This is a genomic window from Streptomyces sp. NPDC050433, assembly GCF_044458565.1.
Lineage (GTDB): Bacteria > Actinomycetota > Actinomycetes > Streptomycetales > Streptomycetaceae > Streptomyces.
This window is the reverse complement of sequence record NZ_JBITIB010000059.1, coordinates 1-21,798: the sequence shown is the minus strand read 5'-3', so window position 1 is coordinate 21,798 and position 21,798 is coordinate 1. Positions and strand designations below refer to the sequence as shown.

Genomic DNA, 21,798 nt, shown 5'->3' with positions numbered 1-21,798 from the left:
TCGGGTGCCCGGGCGGGGGGCGGCGGGGGGGGCGCGGCGGCCCCCCCCCCCCGGGCGGGGGGGCGGGGGGCGCCCGCGGCGGTTTTCCTTCCTGGGGGGGGGGGGGGGGGGGGGGGGGGCGCCCCCCTGCCGGTGAGCCAGGGTCAGGGCGCCTCTTTCAGGCGGGTGAGGGTGAAGACCAAGGACTCGACATGCTCGGGTGAGCCCTCGCTCCCGTCCGAGAAGTCCGCGAACTCCAGGACCACGTCGTCCTTGTCCCTGCGAGCCTTCACCTTCTCGCCGAGGCCGACCGCCCAGCCGCCCTGCATGGAGTACTCCCGGGACAGAGCCTCCTTGGCGGGCTCCGGAACCGACGGGATGCGGTACGGCTCCGCGCCCTCACTGTCGACTCCGTCCATGGTGACCGTGAGGCGGGAGACGTCATACTCCCACCGGCCCGAGAGTCCCAACCGGGTCTCCGACCACTGTCCGTCGCTTGTGACGGTCAAGATCCCTTCGATGCCCGTGTTGGTCGTGAACCTCCAGGAACCCTCGGCGAACGCGGTGACCGCCTTCTCCACCGGACTCCCGCACCCCGACACCGCGGAAGCCGCGATCCCCGCCAGCAGGTACCGCAGCGCTGCCCGACGGCCCACTAAGCCGACCAGATCACGCTTCCTCATACGATCCTCCCCCTCCAGGGCCCCGTCCGGGACGCCAGGCTCATCTGGTACCCATAGGGGGAAGGCTGCGCCGCTCTGCCAGCGCTGACAAGACCCGGACGTGCGGGCCGCCCTCCGGTTGCCGCCCGAGGCGATGCCCGCCCTCGGCTCCTTCCTCCCCTTGAGCCCATCCGCCCAGGCAGGGGAACGCGCAGCGGGGGCTTCTTTCGGTTGAGCCCGCCCGCTCGTCTTCGCGGGACGCGGACAAGCAGCGGGCCTGTGGCTCAGGGCAGGTCGTCCGGCTCCGCCGCCTGCCAACGGCGGAGGGAGTCCAGCAGAAGTCGCAGCAATTCGGTGTCCGTCTTCGGGCCGTGTTCGTCGACGGCAATGCCGTGCAGAGGGTCGAATATGAGTGAGAGGAATACGACCCTCATCCATCCAGGTGGAAGCGGTCGGACATGTGCCGCAACTTCTCGCGGGTCGTGGCGCGTTCGGCGTAGACGATGCTCCGGAGCGTAGACCGGGCGATGGGGTGATTCCGCACGAGCTGCGGAGCGATCCGCTCGGCGGTCTCCAGCTCTGCGAGCGCCTTGTCACGGTTGCCGTCCCACAGCCACGCGCGGGCGAGGTCCATGTGGTGGTGCCCCTGGCGGGAGTTGGGCAGCGCGGCGACCAACTCGGGACTTGTACCCCGGTTTATGGCGAGCGCCTTGGTCTGGTCGCCGGTCTCCAGAGCAACGCTGATCGCGTGAATCTGCACATTGCCGGGCGAGAACGTCACCGAGTGCCGATCGTAGACCGGCGGCCCCTGATGGTTGTTCATACGATCGGCAGCGTCGCGCGCGTGGCCGATGCGGTCGTTGGCCTCGGACGGTCGTCCCGCACGGGCGGCCGATACAGCGGCTCGCAGTTGCAGCGAGCCCCACATGCGCACCGCGAGCGGGTGGCCGTGGTCGTACTCGTCCTGGATGGTGCCAAGGGCCTTGTCCGACAGCGCGAGCGAATCGGCCCAGTCGGCGGTTGCCCACATGTCCCATACGCGCATCCAGTCGGCGAGCGAGGGCATGACGGGGTCACCGGACAGCCTGGCGGACCAACCGGCGCGCTCGGCCGCCATGGCGATCAGTTCGGGGTGGCCCAGAGAGTGCGCGGCGGTGTGGGCGAATTTGCAGGCGACCGCGTAGACCGCGTACGCCTCCTCACGTTCGTGTCCCGAGGCGACCTCGGCGCGCGCACGGGTCTCGCGGAGCAGGTCGGGCAGCACGCGCAGGATCGCGACGTTGGCCGCCGTGTCCCGCAAGCGATGCAGACGGGTCATCTCCCGCCACAACTCGCCGGACGAGCGGGGTGCCCCGTCGAAGACCGGCGTGAGGTCATAGCGGCGCAGCTCCCGAAGGATCGACGCGGCGGCGACTTGCCACTGATTCTCGGCCGGACTGCTGGTGTACGGGCGCCCGATCAGGTCGTTGGGGTGCACGTGAAGCTCCGCGGCAAGCAGGTTGAGCAGGCCAACGCGGTCTATCTCGATCTGGCCGCGCTCCATCTTGGACACCCACCCCTGCGACTTCCCCAGGGCCGCGGCGAGGTCGGCCTGCGGCATGCCCAACCGCAGGCGGGCTCTGCGGGCGCGGCGGCCGATCTCCTCGGCTTCTTCCACCATCAGCACGCCCCCAGGACTGCGGCGGCCCTGGGGCGCTCAAGCGGTCGCCATGGCATCGGGGCTCCCTCCGTTCGGGCTTGTCCCTCATCACGGTACCCAAGCCTGTGGCGGGGCGCGGAAGCTGTCGGCCTGGCCCCTGCTCCACTTCGCCTGGTCCGACACCTACCGCCCGGACACCCTCCTCATCCCCCTCCGCCAGGCCCTCGGCCGCCCATGATCCCCACGAGTGCGACGCCGCGCGCACGTGGGACACCTCGAACCATGCGCACCGTCACACACTCGATGCGGTGTACCCGCTCAGTTCCCCGGCCCCGGCCCCGGGTGGTCGCCGGGCCCGCGGGTGCGGCCGGCCAGGGGGGTCGGGGACAGGTCGGTGCTCTCCTCGCCCGCTTCGAGCAGGGTGTCGGCCGGGCCCACGATGAGCGGGTCGGGTACGCCCAGGACCTCCTCGTCCTTCTGGTCGTAGTCCATCCGCCACAGCAGGCTGCGCATGGCCTCCAGCCGCCCGCGCTTCTTGTCGTTGTTCTTGACCACGCTCCAGGGCGCGTGATGCGTATCGGTGGCCCGGAACATGTCGACCTTCGCCGCCGTGTACGCGTCCCAGAGGTCGAGCGACTGGAGGTCGGTGGGCGAGAGCTTCCACTGCCGTACGGGGTCGATCTGACGGATCGCGAAGCGGGTGCGCTGCTCGTCGTGCGAGACGGAGAACCAGAACTTCACGAGCAGGACGCCGTCGTCGGTCAGCATCTGCTCGAACTGCGGCGCCTGGCGCAGGAAGTGCTCGTACTGGTCGGTCGTGCAGAAGCCCATCACCCGCTCGACACCGGCCCTGTTGTACCAGGAACGGTCGAAGAAGACGATCTCCCCGGCGGACGGCAGATGCGCCACGTACCGCTGGAAGTACCACTGCCCCGCTTCTCGCTCGGTGGGCTTCTCCAGGGCCACCACGCGGGCGCCACGCGGGTTCAGCCGCTCGGTGAACCGCTGGATGGTGCCGCCCTTGCCCGCGGCGTCCCGGCCCTCGCAGACCACCACCACCCGCTGCCCGGTCTCCTTCACCCAGCGCTGGAACTTGAGCAGTTCGATCTGGAGGGTGCGCTTGGTCCGCTCGTACTCGCGGCGGCGCATCTTCTTGTCGTACGGGTAGTTCTGCCGCCATGTCCGCACGGGTCGGCCGGACTTGTCGAGCAGGACGGGCTTCTCGGGGTTCCGGTCGTCGACGGTCAGACCCCGCAGGACGTCCGGCCCGGCGCCTTCGGCCCTCTCACCCGCCGGCATGCGGGCGCCCTCCCCGGTAGGCGCCGGCGTCGGGGACGGCGGGGGCGTCGAAGTCCGCGTCGTCCTCGATCGGGGGAAGCTCGACGGTGTACTGCGCCTCCAGGAAGAGGTCGCTGTGCTGCGGACGCGAAACGGACTCATCTGCGGTGGGAAGAGGCGCGGTTCGGACGATACGACGCTGAGAGCTGTGCATCCAAGACCATCCAGGGAAGGGAGTCGCACGGGCCGCGCGGCCCATCGCCGGGCGGCGGGCTCATCCTTACACAGGGCGCGATCTTGACAAGCGAGTTGAGATACCCGGTGGGCCGGGGCGCGGTGGGCACGGCGAGGCGGGACGGGCGGGGCGGGGCAGAGCGGGCGCGGTGGGGCGTGGCGTCGGCGTCCCCGGCGGGATCAGCCGGTCGGCCGATCGGAGTCGAAGCGGCCCAGCACCCGGTCCACCAACTGGCCCGCCGCCCCGGTGTAGTGCGCGGGGTCCGACAGCTTCCGCAGTTCGTCGGCCGATCGGCGGCCGGTCCCCTCCGTCAGGGCCGGGGCCTCGGCCAGGACGTCCGCGAGGGGGCGGCCGGTGGTCGCCGCCTCGGCCGAGACGCGGGCGAGCAGCGTCTTCGCCTCGGCCCGGCCGAGTTCCACGGACAGCACGGCCGCGAGCCGTTCGGAGACGACCAGACCCCCGGTGAGATCGAGATTGGCCCGCATCCGGTCCTGGCGGACGATCAGGCCCTCGGTGAGTTCGGCGGCGGTGTGCGCCGCCCCTCCGGCCAGCCGCAGGCAGTCGCGCAGCGGCAGCCATTCGGCGTGCCAGGCGCCGGCGGGCCGCTCGTCGTCGTGGACCGACGCCTGCGCGAGGGTGGCGACGAGCGAGGGCACCTGGTAGGCGGCGGAGCGGATCAGCGCCGAGAGCGCGGGGTTGCGTTTGTGCGGCATCGCGGAGGACGTGCCCCGGCCTTCGGCGGCGGGTTCCGCCAGCTCGCCCGACTCGGTGCGGGACAGCAGTTGGACGTCCGCCGCGATGGAGCCGAGCGCGCCGGTCAGCAGGGCGAGCGCCGCTCCGAGGTCGGCGAGGGGCGTGCGGACGGTGTGCCAGGGGGCGAGGGGTTCGGTGAGGCCCAGCTCGGCGGCGAGCGCGGCGGGCAGCTCCCGGATGTACCGTGCGCCGCCGTCGTCCGCGGCGTCCGGCACATGCAGGAGCGCGTACTGGAGGTATCCCGCCATCGTGCCCGCCGCGCCGCCGAGTTGGACCGGCAGCCCCTCGTCGCGCACCCGGCGCAGCCGGTCGCGTGCGTCGAGTACGCCCTGGAGCCAGCCGGCCGCCTTGAGGCCGAAGGTGGTCGGGACGGCGTGCTGGCCGAGAGTGCGGGCCGCCATGGGGGTGTCGCGGTGCCGGGCGGCGAGGCGGGCCAGCGCTCCGGCGGTGCGGTCCAAGTCGGCCAGGATCAGGTCCAGGGTGCGCGCGGCGACCAGCATGAGACCGGTGTCGAGGATGTCCTGGCTCGTGGAGCCCTGGTGGACGCTGTGCGCGGCGTCGGCGTCCTTGGCGGCGACGAGTTCGGTGAGCTGCCGCACCAGCGGTACGACGGGGTTGGCGGCGCCTCGTGAGCGCACCGCCAGGTCGTACAGGTCGAAGTGCTCGGCCCGCGCGGCCTCGCCGATGACGCGGGCGGCGGACTCGGGTACGGCGCCGAGCCCGGCCTGCACCCGCGCGAGGGCCGCTTCGGTGTCGAGCATGGCCTGGAGACACGCGGCGTCGGTGGTGGCGGCCTCGGCCGGGGTGCCGGCCCGGACCGGGGAGAAGAGACCGGTGTCGGCGGCGGGCTGAGTGGTCGTCATATCTGATTCCTCGTCAGCTCAGGCTCAAGGCACATGACTTCACGTGATCCGTCACGTGGTCCGGGACTTCTCGTGGTCGTCGACCGGCGGCTGGCCGGTGACCGGCGGCCGTACCGCGCCTGCGGGCAGGGCCAGGACGGCCAGGGCGATCGCGTCCGAGTCTCCCAGAGTCACCGAGTTGACGCCGGGGCGGACCCCGGCGGCGGTCGCCCAGTGCACGGACTCGGTCGGGACGCCGTAGGCGAAGCGCCGGGGATGGGCGCGGCCCTCGGCGTCGACGAGCCGGTACGGCCGGGGGGTGACGGCGAGGCCGCCGGTCTCGTACGCGCCGACGCTCGGGTCGGCTATCGCGTAGGGGCGGCACTGCCCGGTGGCCAGCAGGTCGGTGAGCAGTGGGTCGGTCGTCCGGCGCAGGTCGGGCTCGGGCAGCCGGGCCTCGACCAGGGTGGTGACGTGCGTCAGCGAGCCGGGGACGGCGGGCGCCTCGACGGTGAAGACGCCCTGGTCGGGGTCCGTGCCGACACGCATGCCGGGGCCGAGGACGGTCAGCGTCCCGGCCTCGATCAGCGCGATCATCTGCTCGATCCGTTCGGCGGGCGGCCCGATCGACAGGAAGGCGTTGAGCGGGGTGTACCAGCGCTCCAGGTCGTCGCGGTGCGAGCGGCCGGTGAGTCCGCCGTGGTCCACCACCAGCCGGATCTCGTTGCGCAGGTCCCGCAGCACGTCGAGCGCGGCCTTGAGCGGGCCCTCGACGTTGCCCGCCTCGGACTCGGCAAGGTCCCCGCGCAGGATGTCCAGCAGCCAGTCCCGGTGGTCCGCCGGGCTCCGGAAGCCCTGGTCGGCGTGGGGTGCGGAGAGGTACTTCCAGTCCCAGTGGTCGCCGGGGCCGATGCCGTACGCGTCGAGCAGGTCGGACTCCTCGGCCGACCCCCAGGCCGGTCCCAGATACCGGGCGGCGAACCGGCCGGCCTCCTGCTCGCCGAGCCGGCGGGCGAGCAGCGCCGTGTAGTAGACGGTCTCGACCTCCTTGGCGATCAGCGGCCACAGGTCGCGCCCGAAGTCGAGGCCGCCGCCGAGCCGGGAGGCGGTGTGCAGCCGGTCCAGTTCGGCGGGGGTGAGGACCTGCGGGATGTGCCGGCCGTGCGCGCCCTTCTGGTTACGGCCGCGTGAGTGGTACGGGATGCCGCGCCGGGAGGCGGCGTACAGGAGCGGTTCGCGTCCCGAAGGGGCGTAGACGAGCCGGCCGTCCTCGCGTGTGTACGTGCCGCCGCGGCCGAGCGTGAACAGGGTGAGGTGGTCGAAGAAGTTGAGCCCGAGTCCGCGCAGGGCGACGGCCTCGCCGGGCCGCACGGCCGACAGGTCGGTGTCGGCGGGGTTGGCGGGCGGGACGTAGGTCAGCGCGTGGGTCCGTGCGAAGTCGGCCAGTTCGCGTTCGCCGGAGCCGCCGACGACCGGGAGATGGCCCTGGGCGAGGACGACCGCGTCCAGGTCCTCGATGCGGGAGCCGTCGGCGAGGCCCACGCCCTGCGGGCCGTCCGGCCCCCCGTACAACCGGACGGCCCGTCTCGCGTGCGTGACGACGCGGACCCGCGCGGGCGCGGCGCGGACGACATGGCGGAAGACCCACTCCAGGTAGTGGCCGTAGAAGGCGCGGGTCGGGTAGGAGTCCGGGGTGAGGTCGCGGGCCTCGGCGCGGATCTGGTCGTCGTACGCCTCCCCCGGTTCCGTACCGAGCCGGGCCGCCCAGTCGAACAGGCTGGGGCCGGGGGCGAGTTCGCCCTCGATCTCCACGCTCTCGTCGGTGAACAGCGTGACCTGCGAGGCGACGGTGTTCATCAGCAGGTGGTGGGACTGGTCGGTGCGCCACACACCCCCGGCGCCGGGGCGGTACGGGTCCACCATGTGCACCACGAGGGTGGCGGTGGGCGGCAGCCGGCGCCGCGCGTTGGCGCAGAGCCGTTCCAGGACCGAGAGGCCACGGGGTCCGCCGCCGACGATGCAGACCTCCAGATGTCCGTCACTCACGTATGTCTCCGTCTCCCGTTGGACGGCCCAGGTCGCGGCCGGTACATCTCGCTCGCCTTCGCTCTCGGGCGGGGCGGCTCAGAGCACTTCGACGGTGGGGCCGGTCTCCAGCCGGTGCCGGCAGTCCAGGACGAAGTCCGAGGCGCGGGCGACGAGTTCGTAGTCGAAGGCGTCGTGGTCGGTCAGCAGCACCACCGCGTCGGCAGCCGCCAGCTCCTCCTCGGAGAAGTCGCAGCGGGTCAGTTTGCTGTCCACGGTCACCGCCTCGACCACGTACGGGTCGGCCGCGCGCACCTCCGCGCCGAGACCGAGCAGCAGCTCGGCCACGCGCAGCGCGGGCGACTCGCGCGCGTCGCCGGTGTTCGGCTTGTACGCGAGGCCGAGCAGCAGGACGCGCGATCCGGCGAGCGGCCTGCGGCGGGCGTTGAAGGCGAGCAGCAGCCGCTGGACGACATGGTCGGGCATGTGTCCGTTGATGTGGTTGGCGAGTTCGACGAACTCGAAGCGGCGGCCGAGCGACCGCCGTACCCGCCAGGACAGATACTCCGGGTCCACCGGCAGACAGTGCCCGCCGACACCGGGTCCCGGAGTGAAGCGCATGAACCCGAAGGGCTTGGACGCGGCGGCGTCCAGCGCCTCCCAGACGTCGACGCCGAGTTCGTGCGCGTACATCGCCATCTCGTTGACCAGGGCGATGTTGACATGCCTGAAGGTGTTCTCGATCAGCTTGGACAGCTCGGCGACCTCGGTCGTGCGCACCGGCACGGTGGTGCTGGTGATGGTGTCGTAGAAGGTCTGTACGGCGGTGAGCGACGCCGGGTCGATGCCGGACACCACCTTGGGCGTGTTCTCCAGGCGCCAGGTGGGGTTGCCGGGGTCGATGCGCTCGGGGCTGTAGCCGAGGTGGAAGTCCTGGCCCGCGACGAGGCCCGAGCCCTCCTCAAGGAGCGGGACGAGCAGTTCGACGGTGGTGCCGGGGTACGTGGTGGACTCCAGGACCACGGTCGCGCCGGGGCGCAGCCGTCCCGCGAGGGTGTGCGCGGCCGACTCGATGTACGAGAGGTCGGGCGCGCCGTCCCGCAGCGGGGTGGGCACGGTGACGACGGCGATGTCGAAGCCGTCGAGGTCCGACGGGTCGGTGCTGGGCAGATAGGAGCCCTGGTCGAGCAGGTCGGCGAGCTGTGCGTCGGGGATGTCCTCGACGTAGGACTCACCGCTGATGAGCCGTTTGACGCGGTCGGTGTCCACGTCGTAGCCGACCACTTGGTGGCCGGCCAGCGCGGCCCGGACTGCCAGCGGCAGGCCCACGTACCCCTGCCCGACTACGACGACCTTGCTTTTCACGGTTGCTCCCGTCGGAGGAAGTGGGTCGGTTGGACCTAGTGCCCCTCCCGGCAAGCTTTGCCCCGTCGCGCCGCCCAGCACGTACGCTCCTTCAGGGCAAACATTGCCGGTCGCGGCACTAGTCAGTCGAAGAACGCGCAGACCACGTCGGCCGTGCGGTCGACCTGGCTGTCCGTCAGGCTCAGGTTCAGCGGCAGCGCGAGATGGCGCGCGCTCGCCAGTTCGGCACCGGGCCGCCGGCTGTCCGCGCCCTGGCCCGCGTACGCCGCGAAGGCCGCCAGGCGTGGCAGCGGCACCGGGTAGTAGACACGGCTGCCGATGCCGTGCGCGGCGAGGTGCGCCGCCAGCGCGTCCCGGCAGATGGTCTGTACGGCGTAGACGTAGTGGCACTGGCCGTCGGCGCCGGAGGTGGGAGCGAGCAGACCGCGCCCGCGCAGTGCCGCGAAGCGCGCGTTGTAGCGCTCGGCGACGGCGGCGCGCCGGGCGACCATGTCGTCGGCGCGCTCCAGCCGGGCGACCTGGAAGCCGGCCATGACCTCGTCGAAGCGGCTGTTGAACCCGACCTCGTGGTGCACGAAGCGCTGCACGCCGTCCTGTCCGTGGTTGCGCAACCGCCGTACGAGCGTGGCGAGTTCGTCGCTGTCGGAGAGGACGACCGCACCTTCGCCGGGCATCCCGAACGGCTTGACCGGGAAGAACGAGTAGAGCCCGATGTCCCCCCACGTACCGGCCGCCCGGCCGTCCAGGGTCGCGCCCTGGGCCACCGCCGCGTCCTCGACGACCGCGATCTGGCGCCGCCGCGCGAAGGCCTGGATCGCGGGCATGTCGGCCATCGTCGTGAAGGTGTGGGCCGGGACGACCGCGCGGGTGCGGTCCGTCACCCGGCTCTCCGCGTCGACCGGGTCCAGGACCATCGTCACCGGGTCGACGTCGGCGAAGACCGGCACCGCGCCGACCCCGAGCACCGTCGCGGCCAGGGGTTCCGCGCCGAAGGCGGGCACGATCACCTCGTCGCCGGGGACGACTCCGACGGCCCGCAGGGCGAGGGTGAGCGCACCGGTCCCGCTGGCGCAGGCGACGACGTCGCGCACACCCGCGCGCTCGGCCAGCCGCCGCTCCAGCTCGGCGGTGCGGCGGCCGAGGATGAACTTCTGCTCGGGGTCGGTGCCGACCTCGTACAGCACCTCGCGCAGCAGTTCTCGCTCGGCGTCGGGGAGCCGGGTGTGCGCGTAGGGGATGGTGTCGGTGGCCGGGGGCGCGGAGGCGGCGGGGCGGGACGGGGCCGCCTGGGCGGGCGAGGTCTCGGTGGTCATGACGTACTCCCGGTGAAGAAGGAGCGGACGGCGTCGCACACCCGGCCGAGCTGCGCGAGGGTCAGCTCGGGGTAGAGCGGCAGGGCGACGGTGCGGTGGCTCGCGGCCTCGGCGTGCGGGAAGTCGCCTTCCTGGTGGCCGAGATGGGCGAAGCACGGCTGGAGGTGCAGGGGAAGCGGGTAGTACGTCTCGGTGCCGATGCCCAGGGCGGCGAGGTGCGAGACGAGGGCGTCACGCCGGTCGGTCTCGATGAGATAGACGTAGAAGACCGGATCCACCGTTTCGCCGCGCTCCACGACGGTCGGCAGTCTGCGGACCCCGGGGATGCCGCGCAGCCGGCGGCTGTACGCGTCGGCCAGCACCGCGCGGCGGCGGATGTCGTCGTCCAGGGTGGTCAGCTTGGTGAGCAGGGCCGCGGCCTGGAGTTCGTCCATCTTGCTGTTGGTGCCCGCGAGTTCACCCTGCCGCGCGTACTCGGCGCGGGCCGCCGGGGCGGTGGGGGCGGGTTTCGGCGCGAGGGCGGGCCGGCCGTGGTCGCGCAGCCGCTGGACGGCGCCGGCGAGGGCGTCGTCGTCGGTCAGCACCATGCCCGCGTCGCCGAGCGCGCCCAGCGTCTTGGTGGGGAAGAACGACAGCACGCCGCCCTTCCCGATCAGCCCGGTGTGCCGGCCGTTCAGCCGCATCCCGATGCCCTCGGCGCTGTCCTCCAGGACGAGCAGTCCGTGGCGTTCGGCCACCGCGAGCACCGAGGTCATGTCGGCGGGCTGGCAGAACAGATGCACCGGCATGACGGCCTTGGTGCGCTGCGTCACCGCCGCTTCGAGCGCGTCCGGGTCGAGGTTGTAGGTGAGCGGGTCGACGTCGACGAAGACCGGGACCGCCCCGACGAGCGCCACCGAACTGGCCGACGCGAAGAAGCTGAAGGCCGGCACGATCACCTCGTCGCCGGGTCCGACCCCCGCCGCGCGCAGCAGCAGGACCAGCGCGTCGGTGCCGTTGCCGACGGCGATCGCGTGCCGGGCACCGGTGTAGGCGCGCAGGGCGGCTTCCAGCTCGGCGGTCCTGGGCCCGTTGGAGTACGTTCCCGATTCGCACACCTCGTCGAGATACGCGCTCAGGCGGGGCCACAGCCGCTCGAAGGATTCCGCCTGTGTGAAGAACGGGACGGTGCTCGCCGGAGCCGGCATCGCCTTGCTGTCCATTTCACTCCACTCGTCTCGGCGGGTTCTGCGTTTCGCGCATCTCAGCGGTTCGAACGTAGACGGCACGCCGACACGCCTTCGATAGCAATCACCCAGCAATCCATTGGCAGTTGCGGAGGTCCGTGCAGGCAAGCGTGTGCAGAACACTGCCTATTACCTGGGTCCTTACTAATTGCCGGTCTGAAAAACCTTGACTTGCCTCTTCGGTGTGACCGACGGTGAAGCCCAATTCCACGGACCGACAGGAGTTTCCAGTCGTGACCGACAAGAAAGTGATCCTCGCCGAGCCACGCGGATTCTGTGCGGGGGTACGCCGGGCGATAGAAATCGTCGAGAAGGCATTGGAGGTCCACGGAGCTCCCGTCTATGTGCGAAAAGAAATCGTGCACAACCACTACGTGGTGGGGGTGCTGAAGCGGCGCGGCGCGATCTTCGTGGACTCCGAGGAGGACGTACCGCCGGGCGCGGTCTGTGTGTTCTCCGCGCACGGGGTGTCCCCGGAGGTCCGCGAGAACGCGAAGGACCGTCGGCTCGACACCATCGACGCGACCTGCCCGCTGGTGTCGAAGGTGCACCAGGAGGCGCGGCGCTACGCGCGTGACGGCCGCACCCTGCTGCTGGTCGGCCACGCCGACCACGAGGAGGTCGAGGGCACGTACGGCGAGGCCCCCGACCGTACGGTGATCGTGGAGAGCGTCGAGGACGCGCAGGCGCTCGACCTGCCGCGCGACACCCCGGTCGCGGTGCTCACCCAGACCACGCTCTCGATGGACGAGACCACCGGCATCGTCGCCGCACTGGGCGAGCGTTTCGACGACGTGCGCAGCCCCGCCGACGGGGACATCTGCTACGCGAGCACCAACCGGCAGGTCGCGGTGAAGCAGATCGCCGTGCGCAGCGATCTCGTCCTGGTCGTCGGGTCGCGCAACTCCAGCAATTCGGTACGGATGGTGGAGGTGGCCCTCCTCGAAGGGACCGCCGCGTATCTGGTGCCGGACGTGTCGGAGCTGGACGAGAGCTGGCTGGAGGGGGTCCGGACGATCGGCGTGAGCGCCGGCGCCAGCGCGCCCGAGCTGCTGGTCGACCAACTGCTGGAGCGACTGGACCAGTTGGGCTACCACGACGTGGAGCTGTCCGTCACCACCAAGGAGGACGTCGTCTTCCAGCTGCCGTCGGGCCTCTCGCAGTCGCAGCCGTCCGGCTGACCGGGGGGCGGGGGCAGGGGGCGGGGAGCCGTACGCCGGGAGTGGCCCTGGGGCCGTACGCCGCCTGAAGCCGTACGCCGCCCGGAACCCCGGCCGCCCGGACCCTGCGCCTGACAGGACCCGTACGCCGCTCGGAGCCGTAAACGCCCTTGCGTATGTGCCGCCGCCCCAAGGACCAGATCGCCGACACGAACAGGAGAACGCTCATGACCGTCTCACCGCCCGCACCGGCCGCCGAGCACCTCGGGGGCCTCGCCGGCCAGTCCCGCGCGGCCGTTCTGGACCGCACGGAGCAGCGGCTCGACGCCATGCTCACCGCGGAGCACTCCCGGTGGGCGGCGGTCGACGCACGCGCCGCGGCCCCCGTCGAGGCCATCGGCGAACTGATCCGCGCGGGCGGCAAGCGGCTGCGCCCCTCGTTCTGCGCCGCCGGATTCCTGGCGGCGGGCGGCGAGTTGTCCGACTCCCGCGTGGTGGACGCGGGGGCGGCCATCGAGATGCTGCACGCGTTCGCGCTCATCCACGACGACGTCATCGACGACTCCGACCTGCGCCGCGGCAAGCCCACGGTCCATGCCCGGCACGCGAACGAGCACCGCGAGCGCGGCTGGCAGGGCGAGGCCCGCCGGTACGGCGAGGGCATCGCCGTACTCGCGGGTGACCTGGCCTTCTCGTACGCCGGGCAGCTCATCCAGGACCTGCCCGCCGAGGCGCGGCTGGTCTGGAGCCGGCTCACCAGCGAGCTGATCATCGGCCAGCACATGGACGTCACGGTCGCCGCGGAATCCCGGCCGGACCCGAAGCTGGCCCGGTACATCGCCAAGGCCAAGTCCGGCCACTACACCATCCACCGTCCGCTGGAGCTCGGCGCGGCCATCGCGGGCGACTCCTCGGCGGCAGCCGCCTTCGAGGCGTACGGCACCGCGGTGGGCGAGGCGTTCCAGCTGCGGGACGACCTCATCGACACGTACGGCGACGCCGAGACGGTCGGCAAGCCGGTCGGCGCCGACGCCGAACAGCACAAGATGACGCTCCTGGTGAGCCTCGCCGCGCTGCGCGACGCCCGCGTCGGCGAGCTGGTCCAGGCCGCCGAGTGGGACGGTGCCGCCCTGGCGGAGGCGCTGACCAGCAACGGCGTACGCGCCGAAGTGGAGCGCCGTATCGACGAGTTGGTCGTCCAGGCGCATGAGGCGCTGTCGACCGCGCCGATCAGCGAGGAGTGGAAGCACGAACTCGCCGCCATGGCGACGTCCGTGGCCTACCGCGACCGCTGATCGGACAGCCCGTCCCCTCTCGGAGTCGCCAGATCTCTCAAGAGCGAAGGTCACGTCATGCTGAACACGTTCATCGTCGGCGGCGGGCGAGCCGGCCTCGGGCTGCACTGGCCGGTGCTGCGTAAGCTGCGCGCCCTGCCGGACGAATCCGGCCGGTTCTCGCCCGATCCGCCGGTGGTGTGGGACGTCCAGGACATCCACGAACAGGCCCTGGCCGAGGGCCTGGTGCCGGCGGACTCGCTGGCCCATGCCGCCAAGCTCGCGGACCCCGCCACGACGGTCGTCCATCTGTGCACGCCGCCGGTGGACCGGTTCGCCACGCTCCAGGAGCTGGCCGACCTCGGCTACACCCGCATCGTGGTCGAGAAGCCGATGGCTGTCGGTGTCGCCGGTCTGGAGGCCATCGACATGCTGGCGCGGGTGCGCGGCCTGCGGCTGCGCGTCGTCTCGCCGTGGCTGGCCAGTTCGCTCACCCACGAGCTGGCGGAGCTGGTGCGGTACGGCGCGCTGGGCGAGCTGCGGTCGCTGTCCTTCACCCAGTTCAAGCCGCGGTGGACGCGCACGCTGCGCTCCAACAACCACACCACCGCCTTCGACGTGGAACTGCCGCACTCGCTCGGTGTGGCGCTGCGGCTGGCGGGGGACGCCCGGATCACCGACGCCGCGCTGACGGACATGCGGATCGGCGACACGGTCATCCCGAAGATGGGCAGCGCCCGGCTGACGCTCCAGCACCACAGCGGCGCCACCACGGAGATAGCCTCCGACCTCACCTCGCCGATCCGCGAGCGCCGGATCGGGCTGCGCTTCGACACCGGCCATGTCGTCGGCCACTACCCGATCAGCGACGTCGACCACCATGCCAGTCTGACCGTCCACGACGGCGCGGGCGGCGGTACGGCGACTCCGCGGCTCCTCTTCGACGACGCGCTCACCAGCTACATCGACCACGCCTACCGGGACTACGAGGCGGGCACCGACGGGGCGGGCGGCTCGGGCGGCTGGGACGACTACGCGATCGCCCGGCGGGTGGTCCAACTGCTTCAGGAGGCACACCTGATGGCCGCCGCGGGCGAGGCGCGGGAGGGCCGCGACGACGCGGCGGATCCCCGGCCGCCGCTGACCGGCGTGTCCACCGCCCTTCCGGGCGGAGCGGAACATGAGTGACATCAGGCAGGGTGACATCCGGTCCGACGAAATCCGGTCCAACGGCATCCGGCCGGTTGACATCCGGCTCAGCGGTATCGGCGACGAGGCCGCTCCGGGCCTCGACCGCCAGATCGAGGCGGTACGGCGGCTCGGCTGGGACAGCATCGAGCTGCGCTCGGTCGACGGCGTCCCCCTCGCCGAACTCGACGACAAGGCCTTCGACCGGGTGATGGGCGCCCTGGTCGACGCCGGGCTCGGGGTCTCCTGCGTCGACTCCCGGATCGGCAACTGGGCCCGTACGGTCGTCTCCCCGTTCGCCGACGACCTGACCGAGCTGGACCGGCTCGCCGACCGGTGCGATCACCTCGGCACCCGCTACGTGCGGATCATGTCGTACCCCAACGCCGGTCTCTCCGACGGCGATTGGGAACGGGCGGTGCTCGACCGGGTGGGCCGGCTCGCGGCCCGCGCCGAGGACGCGGGCCTGGTGCTGGTCCACGAGAACTGCGCGGGCTGGGCCGCCACCGACCCGGCGCGCATGCTCCGGCTGCTCGACGCCGCCGACAGCCCGGCGCTGCGGCTGCTGTTCGACGTCGGCAACGGCATCGCGTACGGCTACGAGGCCTACGACCTGCTCGCGCACATCGCGCCGTACGTCGCGCATGTGCATGTGAAGGACGGCACGGGCGACACGAGCGCCCAGTTCTACTCGCTGCCCGGCGACGGGGACTGCCGGGTCGCGGACTCGCTGCGGCTGCTGTTCGCCGGCGGCTACACGGGTGTCGTCTCGATCGAGCCGCACATCAACATCCGACCGCACGAGGGGTGGTCGGACCCGTCCGGGGACTACGTGGACGAGTTCGTGACGTACGGGCAGCGCCTCGAAAAGCTCGTACGCGAGCTGGGGCAGCAGCCGGAACCGGCGGCGGGCCCCGTATGACCTACACCCAGCAGCCCCGCCGGACGAGCCCGTGCGCCTCGGTCGGCCTCACCGAGGCCGACCGGGAACTGCTCCTGCGTCTGCTCGCGCTGCGCACCGCCGGACCGCTGGAGACCGGCGGCGACGGACCGGTGGAACTCTGGGAGGCGCAGAGCGCGTACGCGGAGGCGGCGGCCGAACTCGGCTTCCGGGTCGTCCACCACGCCCCCGCCGGACCCGACGCGCTCACCGGCTCCGACGTGCCCCGAGCGGTCGCCCAGGCCGCCGACGCCCAGCCCGGATTCCTGGGCTGCCAGCCGAACATGGTGCTGCGGCTCGGACCCGAACTGCCGCGCGCGGCAACGGTGATGTTCAACGTGCACCTGGACACCGTCGCGGACGGCGGCCCCGTCTCGTTCAGCGGATCGCGCTTCCACGGCCGCGGCTCCATCGACGCCAAGGGCCCCGCCGTCGGACTGCTCGCCGGGCTGCGGGCCGCCCTGGCCGCCTCCCCCGCGCTCGGCACCGAGGTGGGCGTGCTGATCCAGCTCGTCGCGGGCGAAGAGGGCGGCGCGATGGGCGTGTTCGGCACCAAGCCGCTGGTCGAGCAGGGGTACGTGGGTCGGCTCAACGTGTTCTGCGAGCCGACCGGCTTTCGCGTACTGAGCAGGGCCACCGCCTCCATGACCGCGCGCCTGCGCGTCGACGGCCGCGACGGCATCGACGACGAGCCGGGCGCGGGCCACAACGCGACGGTGCTGCTGGGCTATCTCGCGCAGCACCTCGCCACCGAACTGCCGCCGTACGCGGTCGACGGACAGGTCTGCGTCGCGGGCATGCACACCGGCTCGATGCACAACAAGGTCTACGGAACAGGGCAGTTGCTGATCAATCTGTCCTACGGCTCGAAGGACACCGGCCGCAAGCTGGAAGCCGCGCTGGACGACGTGCTGCGGACCGGCGTGGAGCGGTTCCGCGAACGCTTCAGCGACATCCCGACCTTCGCGACCACCGCCCGCGACGCCGCACGGGTGACCCATCTGGACTGGCTGAAGCGCGGGCTGCCCGCGCTGTACGCCGACGACGCGTGGGTCGGCGAGCTGCTGCTCGACCGGGCGGGGCTCGCCCCGTGGCCCGCCGAACTGCCCGCGTTCACCTGCGACGCGATCTGGCTGGCCGGCGTACCCGACACCTCCACGGTGGTCTTCGGACCCGGCGATCTCGGCGCCAACCAGGCCCACGCGGAAGGGGAGTTCGCCGATCTGGCGGACCTCGACCGGTACGCGCGGCACATCGGACGCCTGCTCATCTCCTTCGCACGCAACCGGCTCGACCAGGGGAACTGACCTATGACGACGAGCACTTCCACGAGCACGTCCACCACGGCTGCCACCGGCGCTTCCGCTGCTGCACGACGGGTCGACCTCACCGAGCTGGTGGAGTTCACCGCCGCCGTGTTCCGGCACCACGGCCTGCCCGCCGAGCGGGCCCTGACCGCCGCGCACGCCCTGGTCCACGGCGACCTGACCGGCATCACCTCGCACGGCCTGACGAACCTCACCCGGCTCTATCTGAAGCTGTTCGAGGACGGCCGCTGCGACCCGGCCGCCGAACCCGAGGTGCTGGCCGACCGGGGCGCCGCCGTCCTGCTCGACGCCCACCGCGCCCTCGGCCTCTGGTCGGCGAGCGAGGCCGTCGACCTCGCCGCCGAGCGCGCCCTCCAGTACGGCGTCGGGCTCGTCTCCGTACGCGACGCCACCCATCTGGGCTGCGCGGGCGCGCACGCCAAGCGCGCGGCGGACCGCGGGATGATCTGCCTGCTGGTCTCCAACTGCGGTCAGCAGCGCATCATCCGGCCGCCCGGCGGACAGGCCGCGCTGCTCGGCACCAACCCGCTCGCGTTCGCCGCGCCCGCGGGCCCGCGCCCCCCGCTCGTACTCGACATGAGCACCACCGTCGTGCCCACCGGGCGCGTGCGCGGCGCGGCGCGGGCCGGGCAGAGCATCCCGGAGGGCTGGCTGGAGGACAAGGACGGCCGGCCGGTGACCGATCCGCACGCGCTGGACCGGGGCGACGGCTACCTGAAGTGGCTCGGGGGCGATCCCGCCACCGGCGCGTTCAAGGGGTACGGGCTGGGCCTGCTGGTCGAGGTCCTGGGCGCACTGCTGCCCGGCGCCGGCCTCGGCCCGGCGACCGAGGCGTGGTCCGGCAGCGGCAGCCCCAGCGGCCAGGACGACAACATCGGCTTCACCGTGCTGGTCGTGGCACCTGCGGAGCTGCGTCCGCGCGAGGACTTCGAGGCGCAGACGGCGGGGATGTTCGACGCCCTGGTCGGCTCCCCCGCGGTGGACGAGGACCGGCCCGTCCGCTACCCCGGCTGGTTCGAGGCCGAACGCGCCACGGAGCACGGCAAGAGCGGGGTCCCGCTGTCGGCGGCCCTGTTCGACGAGCTGGTCGCGGTGGCGGCGGAACGGGGTCTGAGCGCGCCGACGGCGCTGCCGCCGGCCAACTGACGTACCCCCGCGACCCCGGTAACCCCCCGCAACGCCCGGCACCCGTGAATCCCCCCAACCCCCCGGCAACGTCAAGCGTTCCAAGGAGGACACAGACAATGAAACCCCTGCGGATAGGCGTGGTGGGGCTCGGGGTCATCTCCCGGTTCTACCTCGACGCCTTCCCCGGCCTGCCCACGCTCGACCTGGTCGCGGTGTGCGACCTGCGCGAGGAGGCGCTGGCCCCGCACCGCGCGGCCGGGCTGCCCTGCTACGAGGACCACCGGCGGATGCTGGCCGAGGCCGGACTCGACGCGATCGTCGTCAACGTCCCCAACGACGCGCACGCCGCGGTCTGCCAGGACGCGCTGGAGGCGGGTGTCGCGGTCTGTGTGGAGAAGCCGCTCGCGCTGGACCTGGCCGAGGGCCGGGCACTGACCGAACTGGCCGTGCGCGGCGGCTCGGTGCTGTTCACCGCCTTCCACCGGCGCTACAACGACAACGTGCTCGGCCTGCTGCGCTCGCTGCCCGCCGCGACGGACCCGCCGGCCGTGGAGTCGGTGACGGTGCGCTATCTGGAGAAGATCGAGGAGCACGTCGGCGCGGACCGCTGGTATCTCGACCCCGAGCGCTGCGGCGGCGGCTGCGTCGCCGACAACGGCCCCAACGCCTTCGACGTGGTGCGGCTGTTCCTCGGTGAGCTGACGGTCGAGTCCGCCGAGGTCGTACGCGACGAGGCGGGCGTCGACCGGCAGGCGCGGGTGGAGCTGCGCTCCGCGGCCGGGGTGCCCGCCACGGTGGAGCTGGACTGGTCGTATCCGCACGGCGAGGCGAAGGACGTCACCGTCCGGCTGAAGGACGGCAGTGAGCACCACGCCGACATGCTGGCAGGACATCACGCGTTCAAGAGCTCGCTGAAGCACGAATACGTGGGTGTGCTCGGGGAGTTCGAGCAGGCGGTACGCAGCGGCACGGACGCGTCCCGCGCCGGGCTCGCGATGCTGGAACTGGTCGACGCGACGTACGGCACGGAGCGGGCGGGGGCGCTCTCGTGATGAACCCAACGGCGTACGGCCCCACATCGCCCGCGCTGATCGAGCCCAGCCCGGAGAACGGCGACAAGCGCACGGTCAGGTCCGAGGTGGTCAAGGTGTTGCGCCATCGCCGTACGGACCGCGGGATGCGCCTGGAGGAGTTCGCCTCCCGCTGCGTCCGCCAGGGCGAGCTGCACGAACTCGTCACCACCGACCATGTGGAGACCGAGACGGGCTCCCGTATCGACCGGGTCGGCTTCCTCGGCTTCGTGGAGATCTCGGTCGCCGGAGTGCTGGACCGGGGCGACATCGTCCTCGTCGACGGGGAGCCCATCGGCACCCTGCTGGGCTTCGACGCCTGCCACTTCCCCAACCACTACAACGTACTGATCCACACCGCCTGGACGCTCACCGGGCCCGAGGCCGGACTGCGGCCCGGCTCGCAGATCAGCTTCCGGCCGCCGCCGTCACCGGACGGCGATCCCGGCACGGGCCGCCCGTGACGGACCCGTACCACCGCCGCACGGACCCGTCCGACATGGAGGACTCAGTCATGCCACTACTCGACGAGATCACGGGCCCCCGCGATCTCCGCGGACTCACCCCCACCCAGCTCGACCAACTGGCGGCGGAGATCCGCGAGTTGATGATCGACGCGGTGTGCCGCTCCGGCGGACACCTCGGACCCAACCTGGGCGTGGTCGAGTTGACCATCGCACTGCACCGGGTCTTCGACTCGCCCACGGACACACTGCTGTGGGACATCGGCCACCAGACGTACGTACAGAAGCTGTTGACCGGCCGGGCCGCCGGCTTCGACGGGCTGCGCACGCGCGGCGGACTGTCCGGGTACGCCTCGCGCGCCGAGTCCGAGCACGACGTGATCGAGAACTCGCACGCGTCGACGGCGCTCAGTTACGCGGACGGGCTGGCGCGCGCCCGTGAGCTGAGCGGCGACACCGACCGCGCGGTGGTCGCCGTCATCGGGGACGGGGCACTGACCGGCGGTCTGGCCTGGGAGGCGCTCAACAACCTGGGCGGCGCGCCCCAGCGGCCGGTGATCGTCGTCCTGAACGACAACGAGCGCTCGTACGCGCCGACTGTGGGCGGCCTCGCGGCGCACCTGGGGAAGCTGCGGGCGGCCGACGAGGGCGCGAACGTCTTCGAGGAGTTCGGGTTCGGCTATCTCGGACCCGTCGACGGACACGACATCGCGGCCGTGGAGGACGCGCTGGGCCGGGCGCGGGCGCTGGGCGGCCCGGTGGTCGTGCATGTGGTGACCGAGAAGGGCCGCGGCTGGGAGACGGCCGAGACGAACGAGCTGGACCGCTGCCACGTCGTACGGGCGACGCCGTCCTCCCCTGCCACCGCTGCCTCCAGCCCGGCGTGGACGGCGGTGTTCTCCGACGAGATGGTACGGATCGGGGCCGATCGCCCCGACGTCGTCGCGATCACGGCGGCGATGGCGGAACCGGTCGGACTGCTGGAGTTCCAGCGGGAGTTCCCCGATCGCACGATCGACGTGGGGATCGCCGAACAGCACGCGGCGGCAGCCGCCGCCGGCCTGGCGTTCGGCGGTCTGCATCCGGTGCTGGCCATCTACGCGACGTTCGGCAACCGCATGATCGACCAGATGGTCACCGACATCGCCCTGCACTCCGCCCCGGTCACACTGGTGATGGACCGCGCGGGCGTGACCGGCGACGACGGCGCCAGCCACAACGGCATGTGGGACCTGACGCTCTTCCAGGCCGTACCCGACCTGCGTATCGCCGCGCCGCGCGACGGTACGCGGCTGCGTGAGCTGCTGCGCGAGGCGGTCGCCTGGGAGCAGGGGCCGACGGTGCTGCGCTTCCCCAAGGGCACCACCGGCGCGGACATCCCCAGCATCGACACGACCGACGGCTTCGACGTGCTGCACAACGCGCCCGGCCGCGACGTGCTGATCGTCTCGGTCGGCCCGATGGCCCGGCTCGCGCTGGACGTCGCCGGGCAGCTCACCGAGGCGGGCGTCGGCGCGACCGTGGTCGACCCGCGCTGGGTCGCGCCGGTCAACCCGACGCTGGTGGAGGCCGCCGCGTACTTCAAGCAGGTGATCACCATCGAGGACAGCGGTCGCACCGGCGGCGTGGGCACGGCGTTCGCGCAGGCCCTGGGGGACGCCGGGATCGACACGCCGGTCCGGAACTTCGGGCTGCCGCGCGAATTCCTGGACCACGGCTCGCGGGCCCAGGTCCTCTCCCACTGCGGGCTGACCGCCGATGCCGTCACCGGCGCGGTGCTCGCCCGGATGACCTCGGAAAGGACACTCACCTCATGACCGCCATCGCTTTGGGCATGCCGGATGTTCCGGTGAAGCTGGCCGATCGGAGGGTCAGCCGTCAGATCCAGGTCGGTTCGGTGGCTGTCGGTGGGGATGCGCCGGTGTCGGT

Annotated in this window: 19 protein-coding genes and 1 pseudogene; 10 read left to right on the top strand and 10 right to left on the bottom strand. The window is 72.0% G+C overall.

The features are described 5' to 3' along the window. Positions 1 to 143: 143 nt before the first annotated feature. The 10 genes from ACIBLA_RS37170 to ACIBLA_RS37125 form a co-directional block, all read right to left on the bottom strand. Entirely contained in the window at positions 144 to 662 is a 519-nt protein-coding gene (locus tag ACIBLA_RS37170) for a hypothetical protein (protein ID WP_363242198.1), read from the bottom strand. A 263-nt stretch (positions 663 to 925) separates the two neighbouring features. After that, positions 926 to 1,075, bottom strand: coding sequence for a hypothetical protein (locus tag ACIBLA_RS37165; protein WP_363242199.1), 150 nt, complete (start codon positions 1,073 to 1,075; stop codon positions 926 to 928). Beyond that, the gene (locus ACIBLA_RS37160) at positions 1,072 to 2,301 is read right to left on the bottom strand and encodes a helix-turn-helix domain-containing protein (RefSeq protein WP_399201112.1); all 1,230 of its coding nucleotides are present in this window, start codon (positions 2,299 to 2,301) and stop codon (positions 1,072 to 1,074) included. Before ACIBLA_RS37160 ends, ACIBLA_RS37165 begins: the two co-directional genes overlap by 4 nt. Before the next feature lie 297 nt (positions 2,302 to 2,598). Then, the gene (gene ppk2, locus ACIBLA_RS37155) at positions 2,599 to 3,579 is read right to left on the bottom strand and encodes a polyphosphate kinase 2 (protein WP_399201111.1); all 981 of its coding nucleotides are present in this window, start codon (positions 3,577 to 3,579) and stop codon (positions 2,599 to 2,601) included. Continuing rightward, positions 3,566 to 3,772, bottom strand: a complete 207-nt coding sequence (locus ACIBLA_RS37150) for a hypothetical protein (RefSeq protein ID WP_363242201.1) — start codon at positions 3,770 to 3,772, stop codon at positions 3,566 to 3,568. Before ACIBLA_RS37150 ends, ppk2 begins: the two co-directional genes overlap by 14 nt. 200 nt (positions 3,773 to 3,972) lie before the next feature. Next, positions 3,973 to 5,409 carry a 3-carboxy-cis,cis-muconate cycloisomerase gene (gene pcaB, locus ACIBLA_RS37145; protein WP_399201110.1) on the bottom strand — a complete coding sequence of 479 codons (1,437 nt, stop codon included), beginning with the start codon at positions 5,407 to 5,409 and terminating at the stop codon, positions 3,973 to 3,975. Between the two features lie 51 nt (positions 5,410 to 5,460). Continuing rightward, entirely contained in the window at positions 5,461 to 7,434 is a 1,974-nt protein-coding gene (locus tag ACIBLA_RS37140) for an FAD/NAD(P)-binding protein (protein WP_363242203.1), read from the bottom strand. A gap of 78 nt (positions 7,435 to 7,512) precedes the next feature. After that, complete coding sequence (locus ACIBLA_RS37135) at positions 7,513 to 8,778, bottom strand: nucleotide sugar dehydrogenase (protein ID WP_399201109.1); 1,266 nt, start codon at positions 8,776 to 8,778, stop codon at positions 7,513 to 7,515. Positions 8,779 to 8,900: 122 nt separating this feature from the next. After that, positions 8,901 to 10,091: a DegT/DnrJ/EryC1/StrS family aminotransferase gene (locus ACIBLA_RS37130; RefSeq protein ID WP_399201108.1), complete on the bottom strand. Its 1,191-nt coding sequence runs from the start codon at positions 10,089 to 10,091 to the stop codon at positions 8,901 to 8,903. After that, positions 10,088 to 11,293, bottom strand: coding sequence for a DegT/DnrJ/EryC1/StrS family aminotransferase (locus tag ACIBLA_RS37125; protein WP_363242207.1), 1,206 nt, complete (start codon positions 11,291 to 11,293; stop codon positions 10,088 to 10,090). The genes ACIBLA_RS37130 and ACIBLA_RS37125 overlap by 4 nt, the downstream gene beginning before the upstream one ends. A 257-nt stretch (positions 11,294 to 11,550) precedes the next feature. Between ACIBLA_RS37125 and ACIBLA_RS37120 the strand changes: the two genes are divergently transcribed. The 10 genes and pseudogenes from ACIBLA_RS37120 to ACIBLA_RS37075 form a co-directional block, all read left to right on the top strand. Next, the gene (locus ACIBLA_RS37120) at positions 11,551 to 12,498 is read left to right on the top strand and encodes a 4-hydroxy-3-methylbut-2-enyl diphosphate reductase (RefSeq protein ID WP_363242208.1); all 948 of its coding nucleotides are present in this window, start codon (positions 11,551 to 11,553) and stop codon (positions 12,496 to 12,498) included. A 206-nt stretch (positions 12,499 to 12,704) separates the two neighbouring features. After that, positions 12,705 to 13,772: a polyprenyl synthetase family protein gene (locus tag ACIBLA_RS37115; RefSeq protein WP_363242209.1), complete on the top strand. Its 1,068-nt coding sequence runs from the start codon at positions 12,705 to 12,707 to the stop codon at positions 13,770 to 13,772. A gap of 57 nt (positions 13,773 to 13,829) precedes the next feature. Beyond that, a complete protein-coding gene (locus ACIBLA_RS37110; RefSeq protein WP_363242211.1) occupies positions 13,830 to 14,939 on the top strand; it encodes a hypothetical protein in 1,110 nt (369 codons plus the stop codon). Further along, a complete protein-coding gene (locus ACIBLA_RS37105) occupies positions 14,932 to 15,861 on the top strand; it encodes a sugar phosphate isomerase/epimerase family protein (protein WP_399201107.1) in 930 nt (309 codons plus the stop codon). The genes ACIBLA_RS37110 and ACIBLA_RS37105 overlap by 8 nt, the downstream gene beginning before the upstream one ends. After that, positions 15,858 to 17,186 (top strand): M20/M25/M40 family metallo-hydrolase, encoded by a 1,329-nt coding sequence (locus ACIBLA_RS37100; RefSeq protein WP_399201106.1) that lies wholly within the window; start codon positions 15,858 to 15,860, stop codon positions 17,184 to 17,186. Before ACIBLA_RS37105 ends, ACIBLA_RS37100 begins: the two co-directional genes overlap by 4 nt. 3 nt (positions 17,187 to 17,189) lie before the next feature. Continuing rightward, entirely contained in the window at positions 17,190 to 18,353 is a 1,164-nt protein-coding gene (locus tag ACIBLA_RS37095; RefSeq protein ID WP_363242214.1) for an Ldh family oxidoreductase, read from the top strand. Between the two features lie 98 nt (positions 18,354 to 18,451). Continuing rightward, positions 18,452 to 19,387 (top strand): Gfo/Idh/MocA family protein, encoded by a 936-nt coding sequence (locus ACIBLA_RS37090; protein WP_399201105.1) that lies wholly within the window; start codon positions 18,452 to 18,454, stop codon positions 19,385 to 19,387. Next, positions 19,387 to 19,869: a DUF6917 domain-containing protein gene (locus tag ACIBLA_RS37085; RefSeq protein WP_363242216.1), complete on the top strand. Its 483-nt coding sequence runs from the start codon at positions 19,387 to 19,389 to the stop codon at positions 19,867 to 19,869. The genes ACIBLA_RS37090 and ACIBLA_RS37085 overlap by 1 nt, the downstream gene beginning before the upstream one ends. Before the next feature lie 50 nt (positions 19,870 to 19,919). Further along, entirely contained in the window at positions 19,920 to 21,686 is a 1,767-nt protein-coding gene (locus tag ACIBLA_RS37080; protein WP_399201104.1) for a 1-deoxy-D-xylulose-5-phosphate synthase, read from the top strand. Next, positions 21,683 to 21,798 (top strand): annotated as a pseudogene (locus ACIBLA_RS37075) (4-hydroxy-3-methylbut-2-en-1-yl diphosphate synthase); the annotation flags it as partial. The gene ACIBLA_RS37080 and the pseudogene ACIBLA_RS37075, both read left to right, overlap by 4 nt.

What these genes read in the sequence shown, in the direction of transcription:
- ACIBLA_RS37170 (WP_363242198.1), bottom strand. Translation starts at nt 662, where the DNA reads ATGAGGAAGCGTGATCTGGTCGGCTTAGTGGGCCGTCGGGCAGCGCTG.
- ACIBLA_RS37165 (WP_363242199.1), bottom strand. Translation starts at nt 1,075, where the DNA reads ATGAGGGTCGTATTCCTCTCACTCATATTCGACCCTCTGCACGGCATT.
- ACIBLA_RS37160 (WP_399201112.1), bottom strand. Translation starts at nt 2,301, where the DNA reads ATGGTGGAAGAAGCCGAGGAGATCGGCCGCCGCGCCCGCAGAGCCCGC.
- ppk2 (WP_399201111.1), bottom strand. Translation starts at nt 3,579, where the DNA reads ATGCCGGCGGGTGAGAGGGCCGAAGGCGCCGGGCCGGACGTCCTGCGG.
- ACIBLA_RS37150 (WP_363242201.1), bottom strand. Translation starts at nt 3,772, where the DNA reads ATGCACAGCTCTCAGCGTCGTATCGTCCGAACCGCGCCTCTTCCCACC.
- pcaB (WP_399201110.1), bottom strand. Translation starts at nt 5,409, where the DNA reads ATGACGACCACTCAGCCCGCCGCCGACACCGGTCTCTTCTCCCCGGTC.
- ACIBLA_RS37130 (WP_399201108.1), bottom strand. Translation starts at nt 10,091, where the DNA reads ATGACCACCGAGACCTCGCCCGCCCAGGCGGCCCCGTCCCGCCCCGCC.
- ACIBLA_RS37125 (WP_363242207.1), bottom strand. Translation starts at nt 11,293, where the DNA reads ATGGACAGCAAGGCGATGCCGGCTCCGGCGAGCACCGTCCCGTTCTTC.
- ACIBLA_RS37115 (WP_363242209.1), top strand. Translation starts at nt 12,705, where the DNA reads ATGACCGTCTCACCGCCCGCACCGGCCGCCGAGCACCTCGGGGGCCTC.
- ACIBLA_RS37110 (WP_363242211.1), top strand. Translation starts at nt 13,830, where the DNA reads ATGCTGAACACGTTCATCGTCGGCGGCGGGCGAGCCGGCCTCGGGCTG.
- ACIBLA_RS37105 (WP_399201107.1), top strand. Translation starts at nt 14,932, where the DNA reads ATGAGTGACATCAGGCAGGGTGACATCCGGTCCGACGAAATCCGGTCC.
- ACIBLA_RS37100 (WP_399201106.1), top strand. Translation starts at nt 15,858, where the DNA reads ATGACCTACACCCAGCAGCCCCGCCGGACGAGCCCGTGCGCCTCGGTC.
- ACIBLA_RS37095 (WP_363242214.1), top strand. Translation starts at nt 17,190, where the DNA reads ATGACGACGAGCACTTCCACGAGCACGTCCACCACGGCTGCCACCGGC.
- ACIBLA_RS37090 (WP_399201105.1), top strand. Translation starts at nt 18,452, where the DNA reads ATGAAACCCCTGCGGATAGGCGTGGTGGGGCTCGGGGTCATCTCCCGG.
- ACIBLA_RS37085 (WP_363242216.1), top strand. Translation starts at nt 19,387, where the DNA reads ATGAACCCAACGGCGTACGGCCCCACATCGCCCGCGCTGATCGAGCCC.
- ACIBLA_RS37080 (WP_399201104.1), top strand. Translation starts at nt 19,920, where the DNA reads ATGCCACTACTCGACGAGATCACGGGCCCCCGCGATCTCCGCGGACTC.